The organism is Rhizobium sp. BK312 (assembly GCF_014193605.1).
Lineage (GTDB): Bacteria > Pseudomonadota > Alphaproteobacteria > Rhizobiales > Rhizobiaceae > Rhizobium.
On record NZ_JACHZP010000004.1, the window covers coordinates 90,373 to 103,089 of the forward strand.

The window sequence follows — 12,717 nt, forward strand, 5'->3', positions numbered from 1 at the left end:
AACCGTTGTCATACCAATCGACGATAGGATTCCAAGATGGACCCGATTGAACTGAAAAAGGCGGTTGGCAGCGGTCTGCTGTCCTTCCCCGTCACCCATTTCGACAGCGATCTCAAATTCGACGAGGCGAAATACCGCCGCCATGTCGAATGGCTGGCAGGCTATGATGCTGCAGCCCTTTTTGCAGCCGGCGGAACAGGTGAATTCTTCTCCCTCAATCCTGCCGAAATTCCGCAGGTTGTCCGTGCCGCGAAGGCATCCGCCGGCAATACGCCGATCATCTCCGGAGCAGGCTACGGCACGTCGCTCGCCGTCGAGATCGCCAAGTCGGCCGAAAAGGCCGGAGCCGATGGGGTGCTGCTTTTGCCGCCTTACCTCATGTCTTCGGAGCAGGCCGGCCTGATCGCCCATGTCAAGGCGGTCTGCCAATCCGTGGGGATCGGGGTCATCATCTACAATCGGGACAATGCGGTGCTTAGCGCCGACAGCATCGCGCGGCTTGCCGACGAGTGCCCCAACCTCATCGGCTGCAAGGACGGAGTCGGCGATGTCGACAAGGTGATCGAGATCACCACGACCCTCAAGGACCGTCTCGTCTATGTCGGTGGCATGCCGACCCATGAAGTCTATGCTCAGGCCTATTTCGCTGCCGGTGTCACGACCTATTCCTCCGCCGTCTTCAATTTCATCCCCGCGCTGGCCCAGCGTTTTTACAGTGCGTTGCGGAGCGCAGACCAGGCAACGGTGGACGAAATCCTCACGGGCTTCTTCTTCCCCTTCGTCGCCCTGCGCAATCGGAAGAAAGGCTATGCAGTCTCGATCATCAAGGCCGGCTTGCACGTTCTCGGCAAAGATCCCGGCCCGGTGCGGCCACCATTGACTGATCTGACGCCGGAGGAGCTGTCAGCACTCGCCAAGATTATCGAGATGGCCAAGGTAGCTTGAACCGATAGCGCAATTCCAGGAAAAGTGCGCAGCGGTTTTCCGTCGACAATTGCGGGAAAAGAGAGAGCGGTTCAGAATTTCGGTGAGCTGCATCCCCCGGGCGAACACTACGCTCCGGGCCGTTCGATCGTTATTCCGTCGCCCTCGCCGGCGAGATGGTCACACAATAACTAGGGCCAAGGCTCAGTCACCATCGTGAACTTCACAGGCTTTCACATCCCGTAACGATGCTTGTCACCTTGGCAAGAAACCCGCGCCGAAGCGGAGCTGCTGCCATAAAGCTGCCGTTCTATCGTCAACACGTCGCCGCGCTATGACCCCATAGAAACCGTTTGAGGGCCACATTGCCGCCGGATCGTTCCTGAAACCTAACCGGCGGTGATATCGAAACGATATGTCACCCCTAGCTCTACGCCGTCAAAGAGGTGTTCCCCCACACGATTGAAGAGGAATTGAGATGATTGTTCGTCATATCCCCGCTGCATCGCTGACCGCTGCAATCTTGAGCTTGATGGTTCTCGGCAACCAGGCCTTTGCGCAGCAAGCAACACAAGGGCAGCCACCTGCGCAAGCGCAGCAGCCCGACAGCAATGCTGCGGCTGCACCCGTCAGCGACCAGAAGATAGAGGCCTTTGCCGTCGCCTATCTCCAGGTGGACAAGATCAGGCAGGAATACTCGGCCAAGATCGGCGCAACGCAGGATCCAACCGCGAAGCAACAGCTCCAGACCGAGGCAAGCAAGCAGATGGTGCAGGCCGTCCAGACCTCGCCGGGCATGTCGGTGAACGAATACAACGCAATTCTGACGGCCGCAAAGAGTGATCCGACGCTTGTAAAGAAAGTCCAGGACAAGATCCAGAAAGCCGAGCCCGCACAGCAATAGGCGTCGCACGATCTCCAGGTAAGTTGATCTCATGCCGCCGCCGCGCCAGGAGCTTCGATCTTGGCGCGGCGGCGGCATTTTTTACACAATCGTTTGAAAGCGGTCGTTGCGGCTTACCGGGCCATTGCTTTCAGCACGATTTCGCCGAGAAATTCACCAGCACAGCAGCAGCTGAATAATCATGAGGGATCGTCAGGCGAAGTTGAGGTGAGCAGCCAGGGCTATGCTGCGTTCGCAATCGCTGCTGCGAAGTCACGATAGCTGTGCAGCGGGCGGCCGAGGATGCTGGTCAGCCGTTCGATGTCGCCGGTCTCGGGAATCATGCCGTCGCTGACATAGCGTTCCGCCATCAGGCGCATCTCATAAGCGGTCCACTTCGGCATGAAGCTCGCCATGTTCTGCTCGAACCCGCTCGGATCATCGCCGCCGTAAACAACCGGGCGGCCGAGCAGATCCGACCAAATCTTGGCCACATCCGGGCCGGTCAGCGTGTCGGGGCCGACAAGGTTGATCGTTTCGATCGGCAGCTTGTCAGGAGCCTGGTCGCGGCGGATCAGCTCGATGGCGGCGACTTCGGCGATATCGCGGGCGTCCACCATGGCGACACCCTTGCTGCCGATCGGCATCGGATAGACGCCGTGATTGAGGATCACGTCCTTGATCATCAGTTCATTGTCGATGAAGTAGGTCGCGCGCAGGATGGCGGCGCTGAAGCCCATCTGCACGAGCATGCGCTCGGCGCCGAACTTGACGGCGAAATGCGGCACGTTCACCGCGCGATCGGCTTCGAAGACAGAGAGATAGACGACGCGTTGGACGCCTGCCTCGCGGGCGATGTTGAGCGTAATGATTGCCTGGACGAATTCATCGCCGGTAACGGCATTCAGCAGGAAGAGCGTGCTGACGCCATGGAAGGCGCTGCGCAGGGCATCGATGTCGAGCAGGTCGCCTTGGGCAACTTCGACGCCGGCCGGGACATTGGCCTTCGAGGGGTCGCGGGTCAGCACGCGGACCTTTGCGCTGCGCTTGACGAGTTGATCGACGACGTGGTGGCCGACACGGCCGGTGGCGCCTGTAACGAGAATGGTCATTGTGGTTACTCCGGTTGGGTGTTCAGTTGACAGTCATCAATTTAATGATCCACATTGATCCCGATAGACGCCACTTTTGGACTCGCTGTCTCACTGGTGAAACACATGGATCTGCTCGCTCTCGCCGATTTCAATCTGGTCGCCCGCCACGGCGGGTTCGGAAGGGCCGCTCGTGCAACCGGTCGTCCGAAGGCAACCTTGTCACGGCGCGTGGCTGAGCTGGAGGCAAGTCTCGACCTGCGCCTGTTCGAGCGCGGTGCACGGATGCTGAAGCTGACGGAGGAGGGGCGTGCGCTCTTCGAGCGAACGGGCGCGCTGCTGACAGAACTTGACGAAACGGCGAAGGCGATCGCATCGGGCGGACATAGTCCCCGCGGCCGGTTGAGGATCAGCGCGCCCTTGCTGTTCTCGCAGACGGCGTTGGGAAAGCTTGCAGCAGGATTCGTCCGGAAATATCCCGAAGTTCAGCTCGAGATCACGACGGAAGACCGGGCCGTCGACATGATCGAGGAAGCTTATGATGTGGTCATTCGCGTGAATCCGGAGCCGGATGAAAGTCTTGTCGGCCGCGTCTTCCTGTATGATCGGCTTGTTGTCGTGGCAAGTCCCGACCTGCCGCGTCCAGCAGGCCGCAATGCCGTTCCCGCCGTCAGCCGTGGAGCGATGAACCAGGCTGAATCGTGGGAGGTCACGACTTCAGCGGGAAAATTCCGCCTCGTGGCAAGGCCGGTTCTGAGCGTCTCCTCCTTCGTCATGGTTCGTGACGCCGTCCGCGCCGGCGTGGGCGCGGCGCGTCTACCCCTATCGCTCGCTATTCCGGATCTGGCCACTGGCAGGCTGGTGAGTTGGGGTGAGGTGGAAGGATTTCAGACTGCCCTTTGGGCGCTATACCCGACGCGGCGGCTGCTCAGCGCCCGCGTGTCTGCATTTCTGGATTATCTTAAGGAGGCTTTTCCTCGGGGAGCGCCCGAGGAGCTTGCGGCCTATATGGAATGACGGCGTAGCCGAACCATAAAGTGGGAGCGTGGCCCGATGTCTGTCTGGCTGAGCGCCGATAACGCCGGGTGAAAGGCCGTTGGTCCAGACTGGAGCTATCTCGATCGCTGCAGCGCGAACGAATGCTTCGATTGCTCCCTACTTTGGAAACCGAGGGCGCTTCCGATCACTGCCGTATCTGCAGCTTCAAAGCTACCCTCGATAATCGGAGCAGACGCTGTCATCTCGCCCGTCAGCTTTGAGCGAGCGCGGTCTGTTTGCCGCCGCGTGCTGCCATCACGATGGTTCCCGCAAGGCATGCGGCGCCAAGGAACGACATGACGCCCAGCGGCCCCTGCAGATCGATCAATACGCCGCCCAGGACCGCTCCGCTCGAAATAGCGACCTGGAAAGCGGTCAGAAGCAATGCTCCTGCGCTTTCAGCTTCGTCGGGAGCAGCACGCGTGATGTAGCTCTGGATGGAGACGGGAAATGCGCCGAAGGCGAAACCCCAAATAGCAACTCCGACAATCGCCGCGAGCTCGGACGCGCCTACGGTTACGAAGATAGCGCCGGCAACGGCGATCAGGCTCGACGAGAAGACGGTGCCAACAGCAGCACTGCGCTCCGCGATCATGCCACCGACAATATTGCCGAAGAAACCACTGACGCCGTAGGCGAGGAGCACCAGCGACACCATCTCGACCTTGAGGTGGGCGATACCTTCCAGATACGGGCGAATATAAGTGAAGCCGGCAAAATGGCCTGCAACGATGAGAAGTGTGGTGATCAGACCCACCCGGATCTTGGGGCGCGTCAGAACGGCGCCGAGCGTTGACAAACCTGCGTGACCGGCTGGTGGCAACGACGGCACGGTGACAGCCTGGGCAATAAATGCAAGCACGCCGACGGCTCCGGCCAGGACGAAGGAAGCTCTCCATCCAAGGGTCGACCCCACATAAGAGCCAAGCGGTGCTGCCGTGACGGTGGCGAGGGAGACGCCGGTAAAGATCATCGCCATTGCTCGGGGGAGATGTTCAATCGGGACCAGCCGCATTGCAAGCGCGCCGGCCATTGCCCAGAAACCGCCGAGCCCGACACCAAGCAGAACTCGTGATACGAGGAGTGAAATCAAATTGTTGGCGGTTGCCGCCAGGGCGCAGGAAAGGATCAAAAGAGCAGTCAGACCGAACAGCACGCGGCGCCGATCGAAATTTCGCGTGGCTATGACGATACCGGGGCCTGCAAATGCAGCGACGACAGCCGTTACAGTCACCGTTTGGCCGGTCTCCCCGGCAGAGAGACCAAGATCGGAAGAGATTGGGGTGAGCAGACTGGCAGGCAGAAATTCCGCCGTAACGAGACCGAACACGCCGAGAGCCAGGGCGACGACGGCATCCCATCTTGGTCGGTGGGATGTCTCTGCCGTCGGCTGATTGTGAGGAGATGAAATTGGCCTGAAATCGCTGTCTGCCATGGCGGGCGGTCCTATATTAAGATGTCTTGGCGTACGGTTGATGCCATTGAGCAAAAGGTAGTGGTGACAGTCTGTACTTTCCATGCTAGGAAATCCGAGATGCTTGACTATTCGTCCAAAGATAATGTCGGCGAGACTCATGATGCCCTAAGCGAGATGCTGAGGGGCTTGCGGCTTGATGGCGTTGAATATGGGCGCTGTCGGCTCTCGGAGCCGTGGGCGACCTATTTTGCGCCGCAGTCGTCGGCGAGATTGCATTTCATTTCGTCCGGCTCCGCCTGGCTTCAGGCGCCGTCAGGCGATTGGCTTCCGTTGGGACCCGGCGATGCTGCGCTTCTGCCGCGTGGCGATGCGCATATGATTGCAAGCGAGCCAGGCATCCCGCCGGTGCCTTTCGAGCAATTTGACCGCAAGGAAGTCTGCCGGGATGTCTTCGATCTCCAGTGCCAGGATGCGTGTGGGGGAACGGTGGCTTTGACCGCGGCGATGCGCTTCAATATCGACAACCTTCATCCGCTGCTGCGGTTGATGCCCGACACCATGCTCACCAGCGATCTGGCCAAGAACGAGCCGGCGATTCCGCATTTGCTCGACGCCATGACGCGTGAAGTGCAGATGGATCGTGTCGGCGCGGGAGGTATATTGGCAAGGCTCGCGGATGTGCTGACCGCGACGTTGATCCGCACATGGGTCGAACATGGCTGCGGCGATACCACCGGCTGGATTGCCGCGGTGCGCAACCCCGAAATCGGCCGGGTGCTGGCTGCAATTCACCTCGAGCCGGATCGTGACTGGAGCTTGGCGGCGCTTGCGAACCTGATGGGCATCTCACGCTCGGGCTTTGCGGAGCGATTCCTGAAGGTCGTGGGTGAAACGCCGGCGCGCTACGTGGCGAGGGTGCGCATGTATCAAGCTCTTCAATGGCTGCGCAATGGAATGCGCGTGTCCGTAGTCGCGCAGAGATTGGGCTACGACGCCGAAGCATCGTTCAGCCGTGCCTTCAAGCGCATTATCGGTGCGCCACCGAGCCAGTTCCGCAAGGGCAGCGGAGCTGAAACGAATTCGCTCCCTGTGGATTGAAGCTCTCACCATCGCGAGAATGTGCAACGCCGGCGGCAATCGGTTCAGAGATCGTCAGCCTTGGCCAATAACGCGTTCTTCAACGGCGATAGCGCGGGAGACAATGTAGACAGAAGCATGTCTCTTGGCACTCCGTCGGCCGCCTGCACTGATAGACCGTGAAGAAAAGCGGCGTAGAATTCCGCCAGCGCGCGCGGGTCGGCATCAGGTTTCAACTCGCCGGCCTCCGATGCCATTTTCAGACGCTCGTGTAGGGAGGCAGCGCGGTCCCGCCTGTATCGGCCGAGCCGCGTGCGAACGGCCTGGTTATTGATCGTATAGTTGGTGGCCGCCATCACGATCATGCAGCCGTGTGGGTGATTGGGGCGCGTATAGAGCAGGACCGCATCCCGCAGAAGTCGCTCGAAGGCATCGAGAATAGTCGATTCTTCAGCCAGTGCTCGAGTGGCAAATCCGCCCTCGCCGGAGGCGTACAGCATGACCGCTTCCTGGAACAGCGCCTCTTTCGATTCGAAAGCGGCATAGATGCGCGCCGACGCTATGCCCATGGCGTCGACGAGGTCGGACATCGAGACGCCTTCATAGCCTCGCTCCCAGAAGAGGTCGCGGGCTTTGGCCAGCGCCTCATCACGATCAAATTCCCGCGGCCGTCCTGCCATGCTTAACCTCAATCTTTGTCATTCAACAAATAATCACCTTGACTCGGCTACGCAAGCTTCACATTATTTGTTGATCGACAAAGAATTGACGGAGAGGATAAATGGACCACATTGCAGAAAGACCATCAGTCGGGGCAGGTGCGGCGAATTTCAACCGGACGGCTGCGCTGGCGCTCCTCGCATTTGCACAGTTGATCATCTCGCTCGATATCAACATCGTCTTCGTCGCCTTGCCCAAAATCGGCGAGGGTCTCAACTTTTCCGGTCAGACGCTGCAATGGGTCGTCAGCGCCTACACGGTCTTTTGCGGCGGTTTTCTGCTCTTCGGCGGGCGTGCGGCGGACCTCATCGGCCAACGCCGATTGTTCATCACGGCGCTGGGGCTCTATGCGATATCCTCACTGGTGGGGGGATTGGCCTGGGAGCCCGCAGTCATCATCGCAGCGCGAGCCGTCCAAGGCATCGGCGGCGCTTTTCTATTTCCGGCCACGCTTTCGCTCGTCAACCGTTTGTTTGCGGAGGGGTCAGCGCGCAACCGCGCTCTGGCAGTCTGGGGAGGAGCAGGTGCTAGCGGTCTCACGATCGGATCGCTTGCCGGCGGTTTTCTAACGAGCGCTTTTGGCTGGCCATCGGTGTTTTTCGTCAATGTCTTCCTCGTCTTGATTGCAATCGTCGCAGCCTTTTTCGTCATCCCGCGAGATCCTCGCGTGCCCCGCGGCCGCTCCTTCGACTTGTCGGGAGCGCTGACGGTTACGGGAGGCGCCACTCTGCTGGTGTTCGCACTCGTCCAGGGGCCGGTGTTCGGGTGGGGTGCCGCACCGATTCTCTGGGCCTTCGGTCTAGCGGTGCTTCTACTGCTCGCGTTCATGATCATCGAATCGCAAAGCCGCGATCCATTGATGCCTCTGAGACTGTTCGGCAACCGCATGCTCGTGACGAGCATGGCCATCACCTTTCTCTACATGGGTACGTTTGGAGCCTTGCCGTATTTTCTGACGGTGCTGTTTCAGGATATCCATCACTTCACGGCCTCTGAGACGGGTCTTGCCTTCCTCGTTCCCTCGCTTGCCATTGCTGCCGGTACTCAAATCGGTGAGCGTTACGCGTCACGCTTTTCGGCGCGATCGACATTGATCGCGGGAATGCTGGTAGGGGCGGCGGGCACCGTTATCATGGTGGCCGGGGCGTGGCCCGAAAGCAGTTATGCGGCCATCGTTCCGGGTCTGCTCGTCTCGGGGATCGGTCAGGGTGTTGTGTGGACCGCAATGTGGATCATTGCCGGTTCCGGAGTGCCGGATCGCGAACAGGGCGTTGCATCGGGGATGGCGTCGACCACGATGAACATCGGCAACGCCGTTGGTCTTGCTGTCCTTGTTGGTTTTGCCAATGCTTATGCCGGTTTTGCAGGAGGCAAGGTATCTGCCAGCGACCTGGCGAGCGGTGTTCGTCTCGCCTTTTGGCTTTGCGCGGCGGGTGGCATCATCGCCACGGCTATTGCCGTGGCAGCGCTGATCCGACCGCGGCGATCGCAGGAATGACCAGCTATCCGTCTTCGATTTAGATATCGATACGCCCAAGGGAAAGTCGCGGAATTTCAGTAAATCGTGCCCCTATCGGCAGTGAACAAATTCCGAAGATCGAGACCCTTCGCCCAACTCCTGCTCCCCTGCTGCGGCATCCCATCAATCGCAACATTTATCGTTGGAGCTGGCCCGACACCATCTGCATGATGAGTGTGATCCGGTGGGACCGGAAAGCGGGCCTTATTCTGCCGTGGCGCTCAAGCTCCGCCAATCCGTGGAGCGCTGCCCAGAAAGTTTCTGTTGCGGTATCCACATCCTGGGCGAAGGGCGCGATCACCGTCGCCATGGCCCCGAAGCCCTCCCGGAGCTGCGTTGGTGTATCGGATCTGGCGAAGCGCAGACCGGTGGGAAGGATAAACATCGCCTCGTACATTGCCGGTCGGGCAAAGGCGAAATCGAGATAGGCGGTCGCCACGCCTTCTATTGCCTCCTCGGGCGTGGACGATGGCCGGATCGCGGCGCGGAGTATCCCGGCCAGCTCGCCGAATCCTTCGAGTGCGACTGCGCCGACGATTTCATCGCGATTTTGGAAATGCGAGTAGAGAACGGGCTGGCTGTATTCGATCTCGTCGGCGAGACGCCGGATGGTGACCGAGGCCCAGCCGTCGCGTTCCGCGATCGTCCTCGCAGCGACAACGATCCTGCGGCCTCGTTCCTTCCTTTCCCGGGCTTTGCGTTCGCTGATACCCACCTTGGCTCCCGTCTTCATTCGCACGAATTCCCTTATCCTGAAGCTATCAAAAAGAACGTCGATTGACAAACTAGCACTGCTAGAATATATGATGACGCTATAAGAGCTGGTCGCGACGCGGCGTATCGGAGAAGAGATAGCAATGGATTCAGTTCAAATTTTCACGGGCACAACGGTGCTCAATACCGTCCTCGTTTGGCTGTCCTCAGCCGCGTTTCTCGTCGGGGCCATGGTCAACATGAGCGGCCATTCAAAAGTCCGCGCGGGCTTCGTGCAGCTCGGATTTCCGTTCTGGTGGTGCTGGATCACGGGCGCACTCGAACTCCTAACCGCAGTGCTGCTGGTTACAGCCGGCAGCCGATATATCGGGGTCGCCTTGGGCACCTGCATCATGCTCGCAGCGATCGCGGCCATTGTCCGTATCCGGAACTATCGCGAGCTACCGCCGCCAATGCTGTTCCTGCTGTTGCTGATGCTGGCCGGTGTCAGCGGTCATGCTTGAGCATCTCGCGGCACATAAGTTCATCACCCTGAGAACCTCCGCGTAACCGGCTGACTAAAACTATCCATCGCCAGACGTTGGACGTCATCCGCCCCCATCAAACTCTTTTGAAAGAAGGCACCGTACGGAGCGAAATTGCCTCCGGACTGCGCAAAGCCACGGCCCCAAGGAGGCCAGATCATCATGTCACATCGCAAAACCAATACAGCCGTCGTCTATCATTCCGGCTACGGTCACACTCAGCGAATGGCGGAAGCCGTCGCGGAAGGGGCGGGTGGTACACTCTACGCCATTGACGCTGACGGCAACCTTTCAGACGAGGCCTGGGCCGCATTGGATGCCGCTGACGCCATCATCTTCGGATCGCCGACCTACATGGGTGGTCCGAGCTGGCAGTTTAAAAAATTTGCCGACACGTCCTCGAAGGCCTGGTTTGCCAACAAATGGCGGGACAAGGTCTTCGGAGGCTTTACCAACAGCGCCAGCCTGAACGGTGACAAGCTTAACACCCTCGAATATTTCGTTCTTCTGGCGGGACAGCATGGCGGTCTGTGGGTCAGCCTGGGTATGAAGCCAGCAAACGTGAAGGCATCGAAGCGTGACGATGCCAACAGGATGGGATCGTACATCGCGCCCATGGCTCAGTCCGACGCCGATGCAGCCCCGAGCGAAATGTCGGTCGGCGATCTGGAAACAGCCCGCGCTTACGGCGAGCGCGTCGCATGGGTTGCGCTGCGGCTCGCGTTGGCTCAGGCGGCCTGATATCGGCACCAGTTCTCAAGGCGTAAACGGCTGCTGGCTCCCGTGGGCAGGCGGCCGCTTACTGCGTGACCGGCTCTTGGCGTGGCGGCGTGAAGATCGACTGTGCATGTTCAATCCGGTTGGTTTTCCCGGTCATTTTCTACCTACGGATCGCGAATTCTCGCATTGACCGTCCGTCAGCCTCTTCCATACGGACGTGGCTCGGCTACGTCCCGGGAAGTTGTGCTCACGTCTGCGGTGGAAAAATCCTGCCAGCCATTGTCGGGCGGCCCCCGTTTCAATCGTCCCTAAGATAACACGCCATAAATGGAGAGGACGATGAGCAACAAGATATCGACCATCATTACCGTCTTTGAACGATCGCCCGACCGCGGTCGGGGACTGGCGCGGGACATGCCGGTTCGCTGGGCGCTCGAAGAAGTGGGAGAGCCTTACGAGGTCCGCCTTGTGTCGTTCGAAGCGATGAAGGAGCCCGCACATCGCGCGCGTCAGCCCTTCGGGCAAATCCCGACCTATGAGCGAGGCGATCTCGTTCTCTTCGAGTCGGGGGCGATCGTGTTTCATATCGCAGAGCATTACCGGCGCCTGCTCCCGGATGACCCAAACGCCCGTGCCCGCGCGATCGCCTGGATGTTCTCTGCGCTTAACACGGTGGAACCGCCGATCATCAACCGCGGCATCCACGAACCCTGGTACGAGCAGCGCCGCCCGCTCGTCGAAGAAGGTATCCGCAATCGACTGGGTGACCTTTCAGCATGCCTCGGCGATGCCGACTGGCTCGAGGGCGCATTCAGTGCCGGCGACCTGATGATGGTGTCGGTGCTGCGCAGGTTGCACGCATCGGGAATTCTGAACGAATACCCGAACCTTCACGCCTATGTCAGTCGCGGTGAAGCGCGGCCTGCCTTCAAGCGTGCTTTCGACGCGCAGTTGGCGGTTTTCACCGCCGCATCGGGCGGCTGATAGCGGTTTGCCGAAAGGCGGTCTGCCATCTTGCGGATCCCCGCTCAGTTAATTGAGCGCTCCGAACGATTTTGAGCTGGCGCTGCCTGTCAGAGCGTGCTGTCGGCTGTGCCTGCCGATTAGTTTTATGTCCACGCCCCGATCAGCATGCGCATGAAATGCTCGGCAGCGGGCGACAGCGTTCCTCCCCGGCGGCGGACAACGCCGATAGTGCGCGAGATTTCGGGGTTTCGGATCGGACGTGTGATCAGGAAGGGATGCTCTCCCTGCGGAGTTGCCATTTTCGGCAGCACGGAAATCCCGAGCCCTGCCTCCACCAGACCGAGCGATGTGGACAGATGGGTCACTTCGTAAAACCAGTTGAGCTTGATGTTCGATCTGGCCAGAGCAGCGTCGAGCAATGTCCTGTTTGCGCTGGAGCGATGAACCGTGATCAGCGGGTAGGGTTCAAGATCCTGCCATCGGACCTCTTTCTTTTCCGCTAGCGGATGGTCGCGCTTGGCCGCCAGGACAAACGGATCCTCGGCCAGCCTCTCGAAGATCAGATCGCTGTCGGAGCTCCCCATGATATTGATTCCGAATTCGACCTCGCCGCGTGCCACCGCCTGCAGTGCGTCAGTCGCGGTCAGATCGAGAATCCGAAGCCGAATATTCGGATATTCCTGGTTGAACTGGCGAATGACGGACGGCAGGAAATAAAAGGCTGCCGTCGGCAGGCATGCAATTGTTACCAGGCCTCCACGCTTGGTTCCCAATTCCCGCATCGAAAACAGCGAACCGTCGAACTCTTCGAGCATACGCTGCACAAGAGGCACGAGCTCGGTTCCGAGAGCTGTGGCCGCGACATGGCGCGTCGTTCTTTCCAGCAGAGGCGCGCCGATTGCCTGCTCCAGCTTCTGGATGCGCCGGCTCAGCGCCGGTTGCGACATGTTCAGCTGATCGGCCGCGCGATGAAAGCCCTGCAGTTCGACCACGGCAAGGAAGGCTCTGAGGTCAAGGATTTCGCAATTGATGTTCATTCTGTATCAATGCCCTCGATTTTAGCATTTCACATATCAATCATTAATTTCATAATAGCAATAACAAGGCTGATTGATACGCCAATC

General features: G+C 59.4%; 13 protein-coding genes. 8 read left to right on the top strand and 5 right to left on the bottom strand.

Features of this window, described 5'->3' with window-relative positions; genetic code table 11:
• The first annotated feature begins 36 nt into the window (after positions 1–36).
• Together kdgD and FHT85_RS12740 are read left to right on the top strand one after the other, a co-directional pair.
• Entirely contained in the window at positions 37–945 is a 909-nt protein-coding gene (gene kdgD / locus FHT85_RS12735; protein WP_112400123.1) for a 5-dehydro-4-deoxyglucarate dehydratase, read from the top strand.
• Between the two features lie 457 nt (positions 946–1,402).
• Positions 1,403–1,828 carry a DUF4168 domain-containing protein gene (locus tag FHT85_RS12740; RefSeq protein WP_112411040.1) on the top strand — a complete coding sequence of 142 codons (426 nt, stop codon included), beginning with the start codon at positions 1,403–1,405 and terminating at the stop codon, positions 1,826–1,828.
• A 221-nt stretch (positions 1,829–2,049) separates the two neighbouring features.
• On the opposite strand, the gene FHT85_RS12745 is transcribed toward FHT85_RS12740, so the two are convergent.
• On the bottom strand, positions 2,050–2,919 hold the full coding sequence (locus FHT85_RS12745) for an SDR family oxidoreductase (RefSeq protein ID WP_112411039.1): 870 nt from the start codon (positions 2,917–2,919) through the stop codon (positions 2,050–2,052).
• 105 nt (positions 2,920–3,024) lie between these two features.
• On the opposite strand from FHT85_RS12745, the gene FHT85_RS12750 reads away from it, so the two are divergent.
• Complete coding sequence (locus FHT85_RS12750) at positions 3,025–3,915, top strand: LysR family transcriptional regulator (protein ID WP_112411038.1); 891 nt, start codon at positions 3,025–3,027, stop codon at positions 3,913–3,915.
• 232 nt (positions 3,916–4,147) lie between these two features.
• On the opposite strand, the gene FHT85_RS12755 is transcribed toward FHT85_RS12750, so the two are convergent.
• The gene (locus FHT85_RS12755) at positions 4,148–5,371 is read right to left on the bottom strand and encodes an MFS transporter (RefSeq protein ID WP_183774116.1); all 1,224 of its coding nucleotides are present in this window, start codon (positions 5,369–5,371) and stop codon (positions 4,148–4,150) included.
• A gap of 99 nt (positions 5,372–5,470) precedes the next feature.
• Here FHT85_RS12755 and FHT85_RS12760 point away from each other — a divergent pair, with 99 nt between their 5' ends.
• A complete protein-coding gene (locus FHT85_RS12760; protein WP_112338107.1) occupies positions 5,471–6,451 on the top strand; it encodes an AraC family transcriptional regulator in 981 nt (326 codons plus the stop codon).
• Positions 6,452–6,495: 44 nt separating this feature from the next.
• Here the strand turns inward: FHT85_RS12760 and FHT85_RS12765 are convergent, their stop codons facing one another.
• Positions 6,496–7,110 carry a TetR/AcrR family transcriptional regulator gene (locus tag FHT85_RS12765; protein ID WP_112338109.1) on the bottom strand — a complete coding sequence of 205 codons (615 nt, stop codon included), beginning with the start codon at positions 7,108–7,110 and terminating at the stop codon, positions 6,496–6,498.
• A 101-nt stretch (positions 7,111–7,211) separates the two neighbouring features.
• Between FHT85_RS12765 and FHT85_RS12770 the strand changes: the two genes are divergently transcribed.
• The gene (locus FHT85_RS12770; protein WP_210293676.1) at positions 7,212–8,648 is read left to right on the top strand and encodes an MFS transporter; all 1,437 of its coding nucleotides are present in this window, start codon (positions 7,212–7,214) and stop codon (positions 8,646–8,648) included.
• Between the two features lie 157 nt (positions 8,649–8,805).
• Here the strand turns inward: FHT85_RS12770 and FHT85_RS12775 are convergent, their stop codons facing one another.
• Positions 8,806–9,384 carry a TetR/AcrR family transcriptional regulator gene (locus FHT85_RS12775; RefSeq protein ID WP_112411098.1) on the bottom strand — a complete coding sequence of 193 codons (579 nt, stop codon included), beginning with the start codon at positions 9,382–9,384 and terminating at the stop codon, positions 8,806–8,808.
• 142 nt (positions 9,385–9,526) lie between these two features.
• On the opposite strand from FHT85_RS12775, the gene FHT85_RS12780 reads away from it, so the two are divergent.
• The 3 genes from FHT85_RS12780 to FHT85_RS12790 all read left to right on the top strand — a co-directional run bounded on the left by FHT85_RS12780 (position 9,527) and on the right by FHT85_RS12790 (position 11,611).
• Positions 9,527–9,886, top strand: coding sequence for a DoxX family protein (locus FHT85_RS12780; RefSeq protein ID WP_112338112.1), 360 nt, complete (start codon positions 9,527–9,529; stop codon positions 9,884–9,886).
• Between the two features lie 183 nt (positions 9,887–10,069).
• Entirely contained in the window at positions 10,070–10,648 is a 579-nt protein-coding gene (locus FHT85_RS12785; RefSeq protein WP_162709666.1) for a flavodoxin family protein, read from the top strand.
• Between the two features lie 318 nt (positions 10,649–10,966).
• Positions 10,967–11,611: a glutathione S-transferase family protein gene (locus FHT85_RS12790; protein ID WP_210293677.1), complete on the top strand. Its 645-nt coding sequence runs from the start codon at positions 10,967–10,969 to the stop codon at positions 11,609–11,611.
• Positions 11,612–11,736: 125 nt separating this feature from the next.
• On the opposite strand, the gene FHT85_RS12795 is transcribed toward FHT85_RS12790, so the two are convergent.
• A complete protein-coding gene (locus tag FHT85_RS12795) occupies positions 11,737–12,630 on the bottom strand; it encodes a LysR family transcriptional regulator (RefSeq protein ID WP_112338115.1) in 894 nt (297 codons plus the stop codon).
• Between the last annotated feature and the right edge of the window lie 87 nt (positions 12,631–12,717).